Genomic DNA, 16,359 nt, shown 5'->3' on the forward strand with positions numbered 1-16,359 from the left:
TTCAAAGGTAACATTTGAGTTGACTGTACTGGCCTCTTCGCGAGCAAGCTCGCTCCCACATGGGGTCTGTCGGGTTCACAAACTTTTGTGTCCGACTCGATCCAATGTGGGAGCGAGCTTGCTCGCGAAGGCGTCCTCAAAGCTTGAGCTGCCCAATCGCCTTGCTCAACTCGCCCGCCAACGTTGCCAATTCATCGCTGGTGGTGGCTGAATCGACGGTCTGGCGCACGGTGTTTTCGGTCACGTCGCGAATGCTCACCACCGCCCGGTTCATTTCCTCGGCGACGTGGCTTTGCTGCTCGGCCGCGACCGCGATCTGGGTGTTGCTCTCGCGCATTTGGGCCACGGCTGCGGTGATCTGTGCCAGCGCGTCGCCGGCCTCGCGGGCCTGTTGCACGCAATCGTCGGCCTTGAGCGAACTCTCCTGCATGAAGTCCACCGCGTCCCGGGTCCCGGCTTGCAGGGCCGAGACCATGGTGGTGATTTCATCCGTGGAGGCCTGTACTCGCTTGGCCAGGTTGCGCACCTCATCGGCCACCACGGCAAAACCTCGGCCCATTTCCCCGGCCCGCGCCGCTTCGATGGCCGCGTTCAGGGCCAGCAGATTGGTTTGTTCGGCGATGCTGTGGATCACATTGACCACGCCGTTGATCTTCTGACTGTCTTCGGCCAGGCGCTGGATCATTTCGGCAGTCTGCTGCACCCCCGACGACAATCCGGTGATCGACAGCTGCACCCGACCGACCACTTCGTGACCGTTGCCGGCCAGGGTGTCGGCGGTTTTCGACAGGTCGCGGGTGGCGCCGGCGTGCTGGGCGATGTGATAAACCGTGGCGGACATTTCGTTGATCGCCGTGGCTGCCTGATCGGTTTCGCTTTGCTGGCCGAGCATGCCGTGGCGAACATCGTTCATGCTCGACGCCAGGCGCGCCGCACCACTGTCCAGCTGCCGGGCAGTGCTCGCGACGGTGTCGACCACCCGTTGATAACCGGCCTGCATGGCGTTGAACGCCGCCGCCATCTGGCCCACTTCGTCCTTGCAGGCCAGAGGCACGCGGGCGGACAGGTCACCGGTTTTTTCCACATGCAGCATCACGTCTTTGAGCGTGTTGAGCTGGCTGAGCAAAAAGCGGATCAACAGTTGCGAGGCGCCCAACATTGCCAGCATCAACACAAACACGGCCATGGCGTATTGGCTGAAGCGTTCAGCGAACACTTGGCTCAGGCTTACACCTCGGGCCAACACCGCGAGTGCCTGTCCGTCATCTCGACGGATCACTTGGGCACCCAGCAACGGGTCGTCGCCAAGCAGCGGCCCGGCATCGAGTTCGACCCAGCCATCGGCCTGAGCCAGCGAAGGCAACGGTCGTTCGTTGAACACCGGGACCTGGTCGCGCCGGAATGCCAAGAGATCGTCGGCCCCGGGCAAGGATTGCCCGGCAGGCCAGGCCTTGAGCACCTGTGCTTGGGCCTGGGCGTTCGCCTGGGCTGCGTGGTTGCGCGCCTGCTGCTCGAGGTGCACCGCGTAGAGCACCAGCAGCAGGGTAGTGATAAAGGCGACCGCATTGACCGCCCAGAATTTGTATTTCAACGAGATATTGCTAAGCCAGGCACCCATGGAAGGTTTTCTCTGATAGCGGAAACAGCATTGGCAAGGTGCCATTATTCTGCCGCTATTCAGGTGCCGGGATTTTGATGTGGGTCAACAGACAACAGAGTCGCAGGGTTTTGATGTAGGCCAACAGACAACGAAGTCCTCTTGTGGGAGCGAGCTTGCTCGCGATAGCGGTGTGCAGTCAGCCAATGTGCAGGCTGATACGCCGCTATCGCGAGCAAGCTCGCTCCCACAGGGATCTGCAGGGTTCAGGAGATCGTGGGCAACCCAAAGAACGCCCGGGCGCAGGCGCTGCTGTGGGCTGCCAGGTCTTCCTGGGTTTCGCCCCGGTGCAAGGCCACTTCGCGCAGGACTTCCGTCAGGTAGGCCGGCTCGTTGCGTCCGTTCTTGGGTTTGGGCCGCAGCGTACGGGGCAGCAGGTAGGGCGCGTCGCTTTCGAGCATCAGCCGGCCACGGGGTATTTCGCGCACCAACGGGTGCAGGTGCGTGCCGCGGCGTTCGTCGCAGATCCAGCCAGTGATACCAATATGCAGGTCGAGATCGAGGTAGCTGAACAACGCCTTTTTTTCCCCGGTGAAGCAGTGCACCACGGCCGCTGGCAATTGATCGCGAAACTCCCGGAGGATGTCCAGCAAGCGTTGGTCGGCGTCGCGCTCATGCAGGAAGACCGGTAATTGCAACTGGACCGCCAGGGCGAGGTGTTCCTCCAGGACCTTTTCCTGCTGGGGCGGGGCGAGAAGTCTCGGTTGAAATCCAGCCCGCATTCGCCCACCGCGCGCACGCGGCTGTGCATCAGCAGGTCCTTGAGGTGCCGGGCGCTGTCGGCGGTCCACTCGCTGGCGCTGTGGGGATGAATGCCGGCGGTGGAAAACAGTCGTTCCCCGGTCTCGTCGAGGTGTTGGCACAACTCCAGGGCCTGTTCGCTGCCCTCGATGCTGGTGCCGGTCAAGACCAGTTGGCAGACCCCGGATGCATAGGCGCGCTCAAGCACCGCCTGGTGTTTGTCGGTGAAACTGGGGTTGGTCAGGTTGACGCCGATATCGATGAGTTGCATGGTGCTACCTCGGCCCAAAGGCCGGAAAGCATATCAGAGCTGTAGATTTATAAGAAAAGCCAAGAACTACAACGAGTTGAGGCTGTCTGTTAAGGCCGCGAGACACATAGGGTTGGTATAAAAGCCATCACTGTGCCAGTCTTCCGCACTTTTTCAGCGCCCCAGGCGCTCTGTTTCTGTCGACCCAGCCTCGTTTTTCACGGAGGCGGTCCGCAGTGTTCCTTCCGGAGAGTGGATGACACGTCCCCAGGTATTGTTACTGTTGTGTTGTTCGCTGCTGTTGCCGATACCGGCCGAGGCACGGCTGCCCGGGCCGGTGCAGGCGGCGGCGCCGGGCACGGTGCGCGACCTGGCGCAGATCCGCAGCAGCCGTGTGTTGAAGGTTTTGGTCAACCAGAGCCGCAACAGCTCCGGTGAAGTCCAGGGGCAACCCATTGGCGTCGAATACCACCGGCTGCGCGCCTTCGAGCAATACCTCAACGGCCACGCCCGGGACGGCCAGGAAATTACCCTCAAGATCATTCCCAAGGCCAAGGACCAATTGCTCGGTGCCTTGCAGCGCGGGGAGGGCGACCTCGTCGCGCCGGGTGAGCTGCTTGAGCCTCAGGCCGGCCATGCTGTCAGCGCCAGCAACCCGATTCGTACCGAGGTGCCTTTGCTGTTGGTGGGCATCAAGGGAGAGAAGCGTTACACGCGCGTGGAGCAACTTTCCGGCAAGACCCTGGCATTGCCCAACGGCAGTGCGGCCGGGGATGCCGTGAGCCAGATCAACCAGAAACTGGCGCTGCTCAAGCTGCCGCCGGTGAAGATCGAATGGGTCGATCCTACCCTGGCTGTGGAAGATGTCCTGGAGATGGTCCAGGGCGGGATTTTCCATCTGACCATCGTTGAGCAACCCATTGCCGAGCGCTGGAGCAAGATCCTGCCCAAGCTGCGCTTCGACCGCCAGGTACTGATTGGCGAGCCGGGTGACGAGTATTGGTTCGTTCGCCGTGACGCCGCCATGCTGCGGGCGAGCATCGACCGGTTCCTGGTGACCTACAAGGTGCCCTCCAACCAGGACGCGGCGTTCCTGCGCATCTACCGGCGTTTGTATCAGGTCCACTATCCGCTGGCCCGGGCCAACCGCCAACGCCTGGAAAACTTGCGTCCGGTGCTGCAAAAGCATGCCGATGCCCAGGGCATGGACTGGCTCAACCTGGCGGCCCTGGCGTTCAAGGAATCCGCCCTGCAACCCAATGCCCGCAGCGGTGCAGGCCCCACCGGCCTGATGCAGATCACCCCGGCGGCAGCCCAGCGGGTCGGGGTCGATAACATCCAGAACCTGGACGCCAATGTGCAGGCCGGCGCCAAGTACCTGGCCCTCATCCGTCGCAAGTTCTTTGCCAGCCCCAAGCTTAACGAGCGCGAGCGCATGGCCTTCGTCCTGGCGGCCTACAACATGGGCCCCGAGCGCGTCCAAGGCATGCGCGCCGAGGCCCGGCGGCGGGGGCTGAACCCCAACCAATGGTTTTTCCAGGTCGAACGCATTGCCATGGAGCAGGTAGGAATGGGCGCCGTCAGCTATGTTAATAGTGTGAATAAGTACTACCTGGCATTTGATCGTGAACGGGAGTCCTTGGAACCGAAGGAGCAAAAGGTTGCATTGCGTAAGTGATCGAATAAACTGATTGGTATTACGGATTTTTTCCGCTTTTAACATGAATTTTATTGATTAATATAGCGGCCACTCTCTACTACTCCCAAGGAATGACCTTATGAGCACTCTCATCAACAAAGTTCTGTTCACCCGCGCTGGCTATGGCTTGACTGTCTTGCGCATCGCTGTCGGTGTCATATTTGCCGCCCACGGCTCGCAGAAACTCTTTGGCCTGTTCGGTGGCTACGGCCTGGCAGGCACGGCGCAGTGGATGGAAAGCATCGGCCTGACCCCGGGCTATGTGATGGCGACACTGGCGGGCGGTACGGAATTTTTCGCCGGGCTGGCGCTGATCGTCGGTCTGCTGGCGCGTCCAGCGGCACTGGGCCTGGCCTTCCTGTCGCTGGTGGCGATTTTCTCCGTGCACATCGGTAACGGCTTGTTCATGGCCAACAACGGTTATGAGTTCGCCCTGGCCTTGCTGGCGGGCAGTATTGCCGTGCTGATCGAAGGGGCGGGCAAGCTGTCGGTCGATCGCGCCATCGCGGGTTGAGTGCACGATTGGAACCCGAGGCCCGTCTTGTACGGGCCTTTTTTATGGGGCGTGATTCTTGACACTGGCCGGTCAGCTTCTCTAGGATGCCGCTCATGCGCCGATTTAAACAGCTACTTGCGGGGCGCCAGGTGACTCATCCCGTTGCCGATAGAAGCCGGAAAGAACGGTTTCGAAATACCGCTAAAGCGCTGGTTCGGTGTTGCCTCTCACCTGCCATGCAGACTTTCGAGGCAGAGACACGACACGATGAACGCACCCAGTCCCCTTGTACGTCTTGCGCCGATCACGGCGAACCTTGTGCAACGCAACCCGAAAATTCTCCTGGGCGGCACTCACCAGCCAACACTCTTGCGTTACCTCGACGGCTGGCCGCGTCGCAACCACGGGCCTGCCGCTTTCCTGATCCAGTTTGTCGAAGACGGTGAGTCACTGGCGCGTTTTGCCAATGACAGCTTCGACCTGGCTGTCATCCAGTCCCCCAGCGCAGCGGACGCTCCTGAAATGATCCGGCAACTGACCCGTGTCGCACGGCAGGGCTTGATCACGCGCCGTTGAGGTGAGGGTTACGGATACGCGATGTCCACGATGTAGACCCGTTTCTCGCCTGTGGGCGTCTGGACGCTGACCTCGGCGTCCAGGGCCTTGCCGATCAGCGCCCGTGCCAACGGCGAGTCGATGCTGATCAGGTTCTGTTTCAGGTCCAGCTCGTCCGGGCCGACGATGCGGTAGCGTGATTCCTTGCCGTCCTCATCTTCAACCGTGACCCAGGCGCCAAAATACACTTTGTTCGGATCGCTGGGTTTTTCACTGACCACTTTGAGTGCTTCGAGGCGCTTGGTGAGGAAACGCACGCGACTGTCGATTTCCCGCAGCATTTTCTTGCCGTAGGTGTATTCGGCATTTTCCGAACGATCACCCTGGGCTGCCGCCTCGCTGACCGCCTGGGTCACCTGGGGACGGCGCACATGCCACAGCTCATGGAACTCAGCGCGCATCCGCGCTTCACCCTCGGGGTGATCAGCGCGGTGCCGGCGGTGCGGGGTGGGCGATAACGGCTCATGGCAACTTCTTGTGATAGCGAAGCCGGGAGTCTATCAACCCTCGCGCAATACTGTCAGCGGGCTGGCGTTGAGCGCCCGACGGGTGCCGAACACCCCGGCCGCGCCGATCAACAAAGCCCCCAGCAACGGCAATACCAACAGCCATGGATGCGGATGCCAGGGCAGGTCGAAGGCGTACCGGTAAAGCACCAGGCTCACCAGTTCCGAACCCAGGGCCGCCAGCAGGCCACTGACGGCGCCCAGCAGGCCGAACTCGATGCGCCGGGCCTTGACCAGCAGGGGCCGTTCGGCGCCCAGTGCACGCAACAGCGCGCCTTGGCGGATCCGTTCGTCGAGGGTCGCCTGCAGGCCGGAGAACAACACCGCCATTCCCGCCGCCAGCACGAACAGCAACACGTACTCCACGGCCAGGGTCACTTGGGCCAGGATGCTGCGCAGTTGTTCGAGCAAGGCCTCGACTTGCAGGATCGTCACCGCCGGAAAGGCCCGGGACAGGTCGACGATCTGTTGGTCGTGGCCCGGCGCCAGGTAGAAACTGGTGAGGTAGGTCGCCGGCAGGTCTTTCAATGTACCGGGCTGGAAGATCATGAAGAAGTTGGGTTGGAAATTATCCCAGTTGATTTCCCGCAGGCTGGTGACCTTCGCTTCACGGTTGACCCCGCCCACGCTGAAGACCAGGCGGTCGCCCAACTTGATCTTGAGGTTCTCGGCCACTTTGCCTTCCACCGAAACCCCAGGGACATCGTCCGCAGGCTGCTGTGGCCACCAGGTCCCTGCGGTGACGACGTTGCCCGTCGGCAGGTCCGCAGCCCAGGTCAGGCTCAGGTCGCGCTGCAGCGCCCGGTCACCCGCCGAGTCCTTGGTGACGAACTCCGTCGCCGGTTCGCCATTGATGCTGATCAGACGCCCGGGTACCACGGGGTAGAGCGGGGCCGATTGTGCGGACAATTCCAGCAGTTTGTCGGTGAAGGCCTGCTTGTCGTTGGGCAGGATGTTCAGGGCGAAATAGTTCGGCGCGTTTTTGGGCAACTGGTTTTGCCAGGTGTCCAGCAACTCACCGCGCAGTAGCGCGATCAACGCCATGGACAACAGGATCAGGCCGAACGCCAAGGCCTGGCCGGCGGCTGCCAAGGGATGACGCAGCAATTGGCCGAGGCCCAGCCGCCAGGGCAGGGCGGCGCGGGCCAGCAGGCGACGCAGGCTCTGGAGCAGCAGCAACAACAAGCCGCCGAGCACCAGCGCGGCAACGACGCCACCGCCCAGCAGGGCGAAGGTCAGGACCAGGTCCAGGCTCAGGCGCCACATGATCAGGCCCAGGGCACCCAGAGCGGCACCGTAGATCATCCAGGAGCTGGAGGGGATCGGCAGCATGTCCCGGCGCAGCACGCGCAACGGTGGCACCCGTCCCAGCGCAGCCAGTGGCGGCAGGGCGAACCCCGCCAGCGCCACCAGCCCGGTGCCGATCCCGGCGATCGCCGGCAGCAGGCCGCCCGGCGGAACGGTGGTGGGCAGCAGGTCGTGCAGCAGGGCGAACAGGCCCAGTTGGGCGATCCAGCCGAGCAGGGCGCCGCTGATACTGGCAAGCAGGCCCAGCACCGTCAATTGCAGGCTGAACAGCACCATGGTTTCCCGACGTGAAAGGCCCAGGCAGCGCAGCAGCGCGCTGGCATCGAAGCGTCGGGTGGCAAAGCGGTTGGCCGAGAGCGCGACGGCGACCCCGGACAGCAACACCGCCACCAGGCTGGCCATGTTCAGGTAGCGCTCGGCCTTGCCCAGGGCGCCGCCGATCTGACGGTTGCCGTCGCGGGCATCCTGCAGGCGCTGGTTGGCTTCAAGGCCAGGCTTGACCAGGTCGCGGTAGGTTTGCAAGGCCGGTGCCGGGCCGCGCCACAGGTCGCGATAGCTGACCCGGCTGCCCGGTTGCACCACGCCCGTTGCCTCCAGATCCTTGAGGTTGATCAGCACGCGCGGGGTGAGGCTGTAGAAATTGCCGGCACGATCCGGTTCATAGGTCAGCACTCGGGCCAGCCGCAGGGTTTGGTTGCCAACGTCGATGCTGTCGCCGATCTTCAGGTCCAGTGCCGTCAGCAGTCGTGCCTCGACCCAGGCCTCGCCGGGGTTCGGGCGTCCGCCGGTTTCTTCCGGCGCGAACGGGGCGGGGCTGCTTTTCAGCTCGCCGCGCAGTGGGTAGGTGTCATCGGCCGCCTTGACGCTGGACAGCTGGATGCCATTGTCGGTGGCCACGACACTGGAGAACTCCACCACCCGGGCGTGTTCCAGCCCCAGTTCGGTGCCGCTGCGGATCTGCTCCGGGCGGGCCGGCGAGCTGCCTTCGAGCAGCAGGTCGGCGCCGAGGAATTCGGTGGCGCGCATCATCATCGCGCCGTTGAGGCGGGCACCGAAGTAACCGATGGCGGTACTCGCCGCCACCGCCACCAGCAGGGCGAAGAACAACACCCGCAACTCACCGGCGCGGGCATCGCGAAGCAATTGGCGGACAGCGAGACTGAACAGGCGCAACAGCGGCAAACGTGCCATCAAGGCTCCAGAGGGGCGACCATCTCGCCGGCTTCAAGTCGGATCAGGCGCCGGCAGCGATGGGCCAGGCGTTCATCATGGGTGACCAGCACCAGGGTCGTGCCGCGTTCCTTGTTCAGTTCGAACAGCAGGTCGCTGATGCGCTCGCCTGTGTGGCTGTCGAGGTTGCCGGTGGGTTCGTCGGCAAACAGCACGTCGGGCTCGGCGGCAAAGGCCCGGGCAATCGCCACCCGTTGCTGTTCGCCGCCGGAGAGCTGGCGCGGTGAATGGGTCAGGCGCTGGCCCAGGCCGACGCGCTGCAACAGCTGCGTGGCGCGTTCACGGGCATCCTTGCGGCCGTCCAGTTCCAGCGGCAGCATGACGTTTTCCAGTGCATTGAGGCTGTCGAGCAACTGGAACGACTGGAAAACGAAACCGACATGCTCGGCGCGGATCCGTGCGCGCTGGTCTTCATCCAGTGCGCTGAGGGCCTGGCCGGCGAGTGTGACTTCGCCGCTGCTGGGCAGGTCGAGGCCGGCCAGCAGGCCCAGGAGGGTGGATTTGCCGGAACCGGACGCGCCGACGATGGCCAGGCTGTCGCCTTTGTTCAGTTCCAGGCTGAGTTCGTGCAGGATGGTCAGTTCACCTTCCGCGCTGGCGACCACTTTGCTAAGGTCCGTCGCGGTGAGAATGCTTGAGCCCATGGAGAATCCGATGCGTGTGTGGTTTTTGAGTGCCGGCCTGGCCTTGATGTGCATGGCCCAGAACGCAGCGGCGGGTACAGTCCTGATCGTTGGCGATAGTATCAGCGCGGCTTTCGGCCTGGATACCCGGCAAGGGTGGGTGTCGTTGCTCGAACAACGGCTCAAGGCCGAGGGTTTTGACGATAAAGTGGTCAATGCTTCCATCAGCGGCGACACCAGCGCCGGAGGCCAGGCGCGGCTGCCGGCGCTGCTCGCAGCCCATAAACCGGACCTGGTGATCCTGGAGTTGGGTGGCAACGATGGCTTGCGCGGACAACCACCAACACAATTGCAACAAAACCTTGCAGCGATGATCGACAGCGCCCGCGCCAGCGGTGCCGAGGTACTTTTGCTGGGCATGCAATTGCCACCCAATTACGGACGGCGTTACACAGATGCCTTTGCCCGGGTCTACAGCACCTTGGCCGAGGAGAAAAAAGTCCCGCTGGTGCCGTTTTTCCTCAAGGACGTCGGTGGCGTTCCGACCATGATGCAAGGCGACGGATTGCACCCGTCCGTCGCGGCCCAGGGCAAGTTGCTGGAAAATGTCTGGCCGACGCTAAAACCGCTGCTTTGACGCTTTTCTACAGGCGGGCTTTCGGCTAATGTGGCGCCCCCGATTTGGAGCCCCCGATGCCGCGTCCCGCCTGGTCCCTGTTTGCCTACCAACTGATCGAGCCTGACGAGCAGCTGGATCTGTTCGCCTGCCAGGAAGTGCGGGTGCACCTGGTGACCCGGCAACTGGAACTCGGTGGCTCGGCCGACCGGACCCTCTGCGGTAGCCTGCTGCCGGCCCAGCCGCGCTGGTCGAGCGTCGATCGCAAGATTTTCCAGGATCATCGCCTGTGCTCGCTGTGCCGGGCGATCCTGGAATCCCAGAAGCGCGGCACCTCGCCGATCTGGCCGGAGCTGCGGTTCGAGTTGTAATCCCTCAGCGCGTGCCATGACCCGCGCCCCTGTGGGAGCCGAGCTGAACTGGCCTAATAATTCCGGACACCTCTTAAGGGCGATATGATTTCGCCAACTTGGAGGTTCCATGAACGAAAGAAAGGTCTATACCCGCGAGTTCAAGCTGCATGCTGCCAGCATGGTGCTTGATGATAACTGCCCGGTACCAGAAGTTTGTGCATCTCTGGACATCGGACCCACCGCTTTACGGCGCTGGGTTGATCAGGTTCGTAAGGAACGCGAGGGCCAGCCAGTTAAAGGCACCAAGGCGATTACTGACGATCAGCGCCAGATCCAGGAGCTAAAAGCCAAGATCAAGCGCATGGAGATGGAAGCTGAAATCCTAAAAAAGGCTACCGCTCTCTTGATGTCGGATCCCGATCGTTTCCGATGATCGCAGAGCTAAGAGAGTCATTTCCGACGGCCGTGGTGTGTCGTGTTTTCGGCGTGAAGCGCAGCAGCTTTTATGAGTGGATTCAGCGGCGATCCAAGCCGCGGATCAGACGTGAAGAACTCAGGCTGAAAGTCGTTGAACTGCACAGTGAAAGTCGCGAAGCCATGGGCTCCAGGATGATCAGCAAGGGCCTGAAATCGCAAAATATTGCAGCGGGAAGAAGCCTGGTCAGAGCGCTGATGAGGGAAGCCAACATTGTCAGTAAACAACGCCAGCCGCATCCATTTAGATCCAAAGGCGTGGAGGCATTTGTCGCGCCTAATCGGCTCAAACGCAACTTCAAACCGACTGCAATCGATCAGGTTTGGTGTGGCGACGTTACCAGCCTGATGGTGGGTAAACGCTGGATTCATCTGGCCATCGTGATCGATTTGTTTGCTCGCAGGGTTATTGGTTGGGCTTTTTCTCTGGTTAATGAGGCCAACCTAGTCAGCAAAGCGCTACGCATGGCGACAGCTGTACGAACGTGTCCTCCAGGGCTGATGTTTCACTCAGACCAAGGATGTCAGTACACCAGTCGCAAGTTTCAAGAAGAACTGACCCGCCACGGCATTGTGCAAAGCATGAGTCATCGGGGACAGTGCTGGGACAACGCTCCAATAGAGCGTTTTTTCGGCACACTGAAGTCAGAGTGGGTACCTCGCAACGGCTACAGCCTGATCGAGGAGGCAAAAACGGACATGGTGCGTTTCTTCATGTACTACAACCGCACCAGGCTCCACAGCTACAACAACTACCTGTCGCCAATAGCCATGGAGCAAAAAGCGGCATAAACACCGTAATCGGTGTCCGGGATTACTTGACCAGTTCAAGCTTGCTCGCGATAGCGGTGGCACTGCTTGCATCGAGGGTGAATGTACCGCCGTCATCGCGAGCAAGCTCGGCTCCCACAGGGCGCGGGGTGAATGCCCAAAAAAATGCTGTGCATCGGACGCCGCCTTGCCGCTCTCCCCGAAATAATGGGTGGCAGTGTACAATCGCCGTTTTCATACCCCTTGTTCGATCTGCGAAGGATTTCCCGGATGTTGCCGCGCTTGCCTGCCGTCGCCCGCTGCCTGTCTCTTGCCGCCCTGTGTATGGCGGGCCCCGTTGCTGCACTCGAGCTGCCTCTGCCACCGCCGGGTGAAGACATCATTGGCCAGGTGCAAGTCATCAAGGCCAAGTACGAAGACACCTTCGCCGACCTGGGCACCACTTATGACCTGGGCTACAGCGAGATGGTCGCCGCCAACCCGGGGGTCGATCCCTGGTTGCCTGGCGCTGGCACCGAGATCGTGCTGCCGACCCGTTTCATCCTGCCGCCGGGCCCGCGCGAGGGCATCGTGATCAACCTGGCCGAGTACCGTCTCTACTATTTCCCCAAGGGGCGGAACGTGGTGTACACCTTCCCGCTGGGGATTGGCCGTGAGGGCTGGGGTTCGCCGATCGCTCACACCAGCATCATCGCCAAGACACCGAACCCGACCTGGACGCCGCCCGCATCGATCAAGGCCGAACACGCTGCCGACGGCGACCCGTTGCCGAATGTCGTGCCCGCCGGCCCGGATAACCCGCTGGGCCCTTTCAAGTTCACCCTGGGCACCCCGGGCTACCTGATCCATGGTTCGAACAAGAAGTTCGGCATCGGCATGCGGACCAGCCACGGTTGCTTCCGGATGTTCAACAACAACGTACTGGAAATGGCCGGCATGGTGCCGGTGGGCACGTCGGTGCGGATCATCAACGACCCCTACAAGCTGGGCTTGAGCGGTGGCAAGGTGTACCTCGAAGCGCATACGCCACTGGACGACAAGGGCAACCCGTCGGTGGTGGACAAGCACACCGCGGTGATCAATGCGATGCTCAAGCGCGAAGACATCACCAGTAACCTGCGCATGAACTGGGACGTGGTGCGGGACGTGGTGGCGGCGGAAGATGGCCTGCCGGTGGAAATTGCCGTTCCCAATACCTCGGCACCGATGGTCTCGAGCGCGCCGATCGACTTGCAGCAGTAAAACTCGAAAGCAACCCGCCGACGTTTCGCGATGTCGGCGGGTTTTTTATCGCCTGCTTAAACGCCAAGCAATAAAAAAGCCGACCCAAAAATGGGTCGGCTCGATAACAATCCCGAAGGACTATTACTTGCGGCTAGCTTTTTCCAGCATGCGCAGAGCACGCTCGTTAGCTTCGTCAGCAGTCTGTTGTGCTTTTTGAGCAGCAGCCAGAGCTTCATCAGCTTTACGGTACGCTTCGTCTGCACGAGCCTGGGAGCGAGCTGCTGCGTCTTCGGTAGCAGTCAGACGTGCTTCGGTTTCTTTCGATGCGCTGCTGCAACCGGTAGCCAGAACTGCGGCCAGGGCCAGAGCAGAGAATTTCAGAACGTTGTTCATCGGTTTCCCCTTCAAGGACTTTCTATTAGTGACTGTCTCCCCAGACTGAGGAGTTAGCCGGCGTACATACTACCCATTACTTGTAGTAAGTAAACTGACGTAGCGCAAGAAGCAAAAAAATTGTAGGCGGTGATTCTTTTTCGAGCAACTTTTCTTAGGGCCGTTGAAAAAATATACAGCCCCAAGCCCATGGCTGGAGCGCGTCGACGAAAAAAAGTTCCGCCGCGGGGAAGAACTCTTGCAGCCCTCGCTAACGTCGTTGTTTATTGATTCACCTACACTTTTGTACATTTTTTGTGCAGCGTCCCAGGCATCTTTATTGGTATTGGCGGTGACTTTAACTACGCGCGCTCGTCTCAAGACTCAACAACTGGCGATGTTCAGCTATTGCACCGTGACCGACTACCGCTCGAGGATGGCGCTCAATCGATAAACCCGACCAGGTTTACCCCTTCGATGACAGGCGTGCCTTGAGCATTTGCGTCATTGGTGCCTACTATTCACGACGTGCTCGGGTTTGAGCGGATCGGTTTTGGCGCTCGGTGACCAGGAAGGCACGGGGTGGCGTAGATGTTCCTTCGCCGGAAAAACATCGGTAAGGTAGGGGTCGGCATTCAGACCCGCGAGGAGTAGTGATGAGCGAGGCGGTTACCATCCACCATGACCAGGCTGGTCATCAGTTCGAGACCAATGTGGACGGTCATCGTGCCTATCTGACCTATATGGACCTGGGCAAGCAGACCCTGGATATCTATCGCACCTTCGTGCCCAACGCCTTGCGCGGCCGGGGCATCGCGGCGGCGCTGACCGAAAGGGCGCTGCAGTACGCTGAAGAGATGGGCTACACGGTGATCCCGTCCTGCTCCTACGTGGAGCGTTACATGGAGCGTCACCAGCGGCACGCGGCGAAGCTCTGAGAAAACGGATTCCCCAATAAAAAACGCCGGACTGAAGAGTCCGGCGTTTTTTTATGCCTTAACTTAAAGAGAGCAGAAAGATCGCAGGCTTCGCCAGCTCCTGCATCCCCAGCCCAAATACGTCTATGAGCTGTGTAGGAGCTGTCGAGTGAAACGAGGCTGCGATCTTTTCAACCACGCTGCCGCTTCGGCAGCACGTCCTTGAGTTTGGCGTGCATGCTGCGCAGGGTGTTCTCGGTCGCGCTCCAGTCGATGCAGGCATCGGTGATGGAGACGCCGTACTGCAAGTCGGCGAGGTCTTTCGGGATTGCCTGGCAGCCCCAGTTCAAGTGACTTTCGACCATCAGGCCGATAATCGACTGGTTGCCTTCCAGGATCTGGTTGGCCACGTTCTCCATCACCAACGGTTGCAGCGCCGGGTCCTTGTTGGAGTTGGCGTGGCTGCAATCGACCATGATGTTCGGCTTGATCCTGGCTTTGTTCAGCGCCTGCTCACACAGTGCGACGCTGACCGAGTCGTAGTTCGGCTTGCCGTTGCCACCGCGCAGGACCACGTGACCGTAGGCGTTGCCCTTGGTGGTGACGATCGACACGCCACCTTCCTGGTTGATGCCCAGGAAGCGGTGCGGGCTGGAAACCGACTGCAAGGCGTTGATCGCCACGGTGAGACCGCCGTCGGTGCCGTTCTTGAAGCCCACCGCCGACGACAGGCCGGAGGCCATTTCGCGGTGGGTCTGGGATTCGGTGGTGCGCGCGCCGATGGCCGACCAGCTGATCAGGTCCTGCAAGTACTGCGGCGAGATCGGGTCCAGGGCTTCGGTGGCGGTGGGCAGGCCCATTTCCGCCAGGTCCAGCAGCAACTGGCGACCGATGTGCAGGCCGTCCTGGATCTTGAAGGAGTCATCCAGGTACGGGTCGTTGATCAGGCCTTTCCAGCCGACGGTGGTCCGCGGTTTCTCGAAATACACGCGCATGACCAGGTACAAGGTGTCGGAGACTTCCGCCGCCAGCACTTTCAGGCGCTCGGCGTATTCGTGGGCGGCCTTGATGTCATGGATCGAGCAGGGGCCGATGACCACGAACAGGCGATGGTCGGTGCCGTCCAGGATGTTGCGAATGACTTCCCGGCCCTTGGTCACGGTGCGCAGGGCAGCGTCGCTCAGGGGGATATCGCGCTTGAGCTGGTCAGGCGTGATGAGGGTCTCGTTGGAGGCGACGTTAAGGTCATTGATCGGTAAATCAGCCATCGTGTTACTCGTCAGGTCACGGGTGCCGGCCGCCAGCGATCCCCGCGCGGCGGTGCACAGCGAATTTTAAGCGCGTCGGGGAGCCGAACCTTATCGCGTTACGAGGTGGCTCGACAATGGGCTGGGCCCGGTTTAATGCCCTATAGGCCAGGGAAAAGGCCTTGGCGATGGCTCTGCAACAGATTCGTGAGCGGATGTAATGAAGATTGCATGCCATGCTGCTCGCGCCGATAGTGTGCAGGGTTTTTTTACCAGGAGAGTTGCAACGATGCAGGCAGGGGTTAAACCGCGGATCGGAATGATCGGCACCGGGGCGATTGGCGGGTTTTATGGCGTGATGCTGGCGCGCGCTGGTTTTGACGTGCACTTTCTACTGCGCAGCGAATTTGCCGCCGTGGCCGAAGCCGGTTTGCGAATCGACAGCGCGGTCCATGGCACGCTGGCCCTCGACCCCGTCCAGGCCTATCGCTCGGCAGCCGATATGCCGCCCTGTGACTGGCTGCTGGTCGGCGCCAAGACCACCAGCAATGCCGACCTGGCGCCGGCCATTGCCCAGGCTGCCGCTGACGGGGCAAGAGTCCTGTTGCTGCAGAACGGCCTGGACGTCGAGGACGATCTTCGATCGTTGTTGCCCGATTCGCTGCATCTGCTGGGGGGCCTGTGCCTGATCTGCGTGCATCGCGTCGGCCCTGGCGTCATCGCCCACCAGGCACTTGGCGCGGTCAACGTCGGTTATCACAGCGGTCCCTGTGCCGATCAGGCGCAACGCATGGCGATCGTCGAAGAGGCGACGACCGTGTTCCGCTGCGCCGGTATCGAGGCCCAGGCCATGCCTGGCTTGCAACAGGCCCGCTGGCAGAAGCTGGTGTGGAATGTGCCGTACAACGGTCTTTCGGTTTTGTTGGGCGCCAGTACCACGCCGTTGATGGCCAACAGTCATAGCCGCGAATTGATCCAGGCGCTGATGGTGGAGGTGGTCCGCGGTGCGCAAGCCTGCGGGCATCACATCGCGCCGGGTTATGCCGAGTATCTGTTCACGATGACCGAGAAGATGCCCGATTACTGGCCGAGCATGTACCACGATTATTCCCACAAGCGAGCGCTGGAACTGGACGCGATCTACGGCCGGCCATTGGCGGCGGCGAAAGCGGCAGGGTGTGAGCTGCCGAAAATCGAAGCCTTGTATCAGGCGTTGGCGTTCATGGATCGCTGTAACCGCTGAGCGGGGCGAAAGGGGAG

Annotated in this window: 15 protein-coding genes and 2 pseudogenes; 10 read left to right on the forward strand and 7 right to left on the reverse strand. The window is 61.2% G+C overall.

Going from position 1 to position 16,359, the window contains the following annotated elements:
* Positions 1–136: 136 nt before the first annotated feature.
* Positions 137–1,618 (reverse strand): methyl-accepting chemotaxis protein, encoded by a 1,482-nt coding sequence (locus tag ACZ5M5_RS08875; RefSeq protein WP_060738558.1) that lies wholly within the window; start codon positions 1,616–1,618, stop codon positions 137–139.
* 245 nt (positions 1,619–1,863) lie between these two features.
* Positions 1,864–2,669, reverse strand: a pseudogene (locus tag ACZ5M5_RS08880) (TatD family hydrolase).
* Between the two features lie 235 nt (positions 2,670–2,904).
* On the opposite strand from ACZ5M5_RS08880, the gene ACZ5M5_RS08885 reads away from it, so the two are divergent.
* The 3 genes from ACZ5M5_RS08885 to ACZ5M5_RS08895 all read left to right on the forward strand — a co-directional run bounded on the left by ACZ5M5_RS08885 (position 2,905) and on the right by ACZ5M5_RS08895 (position 5,419).
* Entirely contained in the window at positions 2,905–4,326 is a 1,422-nt protein-coding gene (locus ACZ5M5_RS08885) for an MltF family protein (RefSeq protein WP_060738556.1), read from the forward strand.
* Between the two features lie 100 nt (positions 4,327–4,426).
* Positions 4,427–4,861 carry a DoxX family protein gene (locus ACZ5M5_RS08890; RefSeq protein ID WP_092167599.1) on the forward strand — a complete coding sequence of 145 codons (435 nt, stop codon included), beginning with the start codon at positions 4,427–4,429 and terminating at the stop codon, positions 4,859–4,861.
* Between the two features lie 249 nt (positions 4,862–5,110).
* Positions 5,111–5,419: a hypothetical protein gene (locus ACZ5M5_RS08895; protein WP_024618163.1), complete on the forward strand. Its 309-nt coding sequence runs from the start codon at positions 5,111–5,113 to the stop codon at positions 5,417–5,419.
* 8 nt (positions 5,420–5,427) lie between these two features.
* On the opposite strand, the pseudogene greB reads toward ACZ5M5_RS08895, so the two are convergent.
* From greB to ACZ5M5_RS08910, 3 genes and pseudogenes are all read right to left on the reverse strand, one after another.
* Positions 5,428–5,924 (reverse strand): annotated as a pseudogene (greB, locus tag ACZ5M5_RS08900) (transcription elongation factor GreB).
* 34 nt (positions 5,925–5,958) lie between these two features.
* Complete coding sequence (locus tag ACZ5M5_RS08905; protein ID WP_464738904.1) at positions 5,959–8,463, reverse strand: ABC transporter permease; 2,505 nt, start codon at positions 8,461–8,463, stop codon at positions 5,959–5,961.
* A complete protein-coding gene (locus ACZ5M5_RS08910; protein WP_060738553.1) occupies positions 8,463–9,146 on the reverse strand; it encodes an ABC transporter ATP-binding protein in 684 nt (227 codons plus the stop codon). Before ACZ5M5_RS08910 ends, ACZ5M5_RS08905 begins: the two co-directional genes overlap by 1 nt.
* Positions 9,147–9,156: 10 nt before the next feature.
* Between ACZ5M5_RS08910 and ACZ5M5_RS08915 the strand changes: the two genes are divergently transcribed.
* The 5 genes from ACZ5M5_RS08915 to ACZ5M5_RS08935 all read left to right on the forward strand — a co-directional run bounded on the left by ACZ5M5_RS08915 (position 9,157) and on the right by ACZ5M5_RS08935 (position 12,581).
* Entirely contained in the window at positions 9,157–9,762 is a 606-nt protein-coding gene (locus tag ACZ5M5_RS08915) for an arylesterase (RefSeq protein ID WP_060738552.1), read from the forward strand.
* 56 nt (positions 9,763–9,818) lie between these two features.
* Complete coding sequence (locus tag ACZ5M5_RS08920) at positions 9,819–10,112, forward strand: hypothetical protein (protein WP_003199347.1); 294 nt, start codon at positions 9,819–9,821, stop codon at positions 10,110–10,112.
* 109 nt (positions 10,113–10,221) lie between these two features.
* Entirely contained in the window at positions 10,222–10,527 is a 306-nt protein-coding gene (locus ACZ5M5_RS08925) for an IS3 family transposase (protein ID WP_060738273.1), read from the forward strand.
* Positions 10,524–11,360, forward strand: coding sequence for an IS3 family transposase (locus ACZ5M5_RS08930; protein WP_060738274.1), 837 nt, complete (start codon positions 10,524–10,526; stop codon positions 11,358–11,360). The genes ACZ5M5_RS08925 and ACZ5M5_RS08930 overlap by 4 nt, the downstream gene beginning before the upstream one ends.
* A 249-nt stretch (positions 11,361–11,609) precedes the next feature.
* Positions 11,610–12,581, forward strand: a complete 972-nt coding sequence (locus tag ACZ5M5_RS08935; protein ID WP_060738551.1) for a L,D-transpeptidase family protein — start codon at positions 11,610–11,612, stop codon at positions 12,579–12,581.
* A 123-nt stretch (positions 12,582–12,704) separates the two neighbouring features.
* Here ACZ5M5_RS08935 and oprI read toward each other — a convergent pair whose 3' ends face one another.
* On the reverse strand, positions 12,705–12,956 hold the full coding sequence (oprI, locus tag ACZ5M5_RS08940; RefSeq protein WP_003183784.1) for an outer membrane lipoprotei OprI: 252 nt from the start codon (positions 12,954–12,956) through the stop codon (positions 12,705–12,707).
* 635 nt (positions 12,957–13,591) lie between these two features.
* Here oprI and ACZ5M5_RS08945 point away from each other — a divergent pair.
* Positions 13,592–13,873 carry a GNAT family N-acetyltransferase gene (locus tag ACZ5M5_RS08945; protein WP_053120470.1) on the forward strand — a complete coding sequence of 94 codons (282 nt, stop codon included), beginning with the start codon at positions 13,592–13,594 and terminating at the stop codon, positions 13,871–13,873.
* Between the two features lie 170 nt (positions 13,874–14,043).
* Here the strand turns inward: ACZ5M5_RS08945 and ACZ5M5_RS08950 are convergent, their stop codons facing one another.
* A complete protein-coding gene (locus tag ACZ5M5_RS08950; protein ID WP_060738550.1) occupies positions 14,044–15,120 on the reverse strand; it encodes a 3-deoxy-7-phosphoheptulonate synthase in 1,077 nt (358 codons plus the stop codon).
* A gap of 268 nt (positions 15,121–15,388) precedes the next feature.
* Between ACZ5M5_RS08950 and ACZ5M5_RS08955 the strand changes: the two genes are divergently transcribed.
* A complete protein-coding gene (locus tag ACZ5M5_RS08955; RefSeq protein WP_464738905.1) occupies positions 15,389–16,342 on the forward strand; it encodes a putative 2-dehydropantoate 2-reductase in 954 nt (317 codons plus the stop codon).
* Positions 16,343–16,359: the final 17 nt, after the last annotated feature.

The sequence above is a fragment of the Pseudomonas sp. Van50 genome (genome assembly GCF_055390755.1).

What these genes read in the sequence shown, in the direction of transcription:
- ACZ5M5_RS08885 (WP_060738556.1), top strand. Translation starts at nt 2,905, where the DNA reads ATGACACGTCCCCAGGTATTGTTACTGTTGTGTTGTTCGCTGCTGTTG.
- ACZ5M5_RS08905 (WP_464738904.1), bottom strand. Translation starts at nt 8,463, where the DNA reads ATGGCACGTTTGCCGCTGTTGCGCCTGTTCAGTCTCGCTGTCCGCCAA.
- ACZ5M5_RS08890 (WP_092167599.1), top strand. Translation starts at nt 4,427, where the DNA reads ATGAGCACTCTCATCAACAAAGTTCTGTTCACCCGCGCTGGCTATGGC.
- ACZ5M5_RS08915 (WP_060738552.1), top strand. Translation starts at nt 9,157, where the DNA reads ATGCGTGTGTGGTTTTTGAGTGCCGGCCTGGCCTTGATGTGCATGGCC.
- ACZ5M5_RS08950 (WP_060738550.1), bottom strand. Translation starts at nt 15,120, where the DNA reads ATGGCTGATTTACCGATCAATGACCTTAACGTCGCCTCCAACGAGACC.
- ACZ5M5_RS08935 (WP_060738551.1), top strand. Translation starts at nt 11,610, where the DNA reads ATGTTGCCGCGCTTGCCTGCCGTCGCCCGCTGCCTGTCTCTTGCCGCC.
- ACZ5M5_RS08875 (WP_060738558.1), bottom strand. Translation starts at nt 1,618, where the DNA reads ATGGGTGCCTGGCTTAGCAATATCTCGTTGAAATACAAATTCTGGGCG.
- ACZ5M5_RS08920 (WP_003199347.1), top strand. Translation starts at nt 9,819, where the DNA reads ATGCCGCGTCCCGCCTGGTCCCTGTTTGCCTACCAACTGATCGAGCCT.
- oprI (WP_003183784.1), bottom strand. Translation starts at nt 12,956, where the DNA reads ATGAACAACGTTCTGAAATTCTCTGCTCTGGCCCTGGCCGCAGTTCTG.
- ACZ5M5_RS08955 (WP_464738905.1), top strand. Translation starts at nt 15,389, where the DNA reads ATGCAGGCAGGGGTTAAACCGCGGATCGGAATGATCGGCACCGGGGCG.
- ACZ5M5_RS08945 (WP_053120470.1), top strand. Translation starts at nt 13,592, where the DNA reads ATGAGCGAGGCGGTTACCATCCACCATGACCAGGCTGGTCATCAGTTC.
- ACZ5M5_RS08925 (WP_060738273.1), top strand. Translation starts at nt 10,222, where the DNA reads ATGAACGAAAGAAAGGTCTATACCCGCGAGTTCAAGCTGCATGCTGCC.
- ACZ5M5_RS08910 (WP_060738553.1), bottom strand. Translation starts at nt 9,146, where the DNA reads ATGGGCTCAAGCATTCTCACCGCGACGGACCTTAGCAAAGTGGTCGCC.
- ACZ5M5_RS08895 (WP_024618163.1), top strand. Translation starts at nt 5,111, where the DNA reads ATGAACGCACCCAGTCCCCTTGTACGTCTTGCGCCGATCACGGCGAAC.
- ACZ5M5_RS08930 (WP_060738274.1), top strand. Translation starts at nt 10,524, where the DNA reads ATGATCGCAGAGCTAAGAGAGTCATTTCCGACGGCCGTGGTGTGTCGT.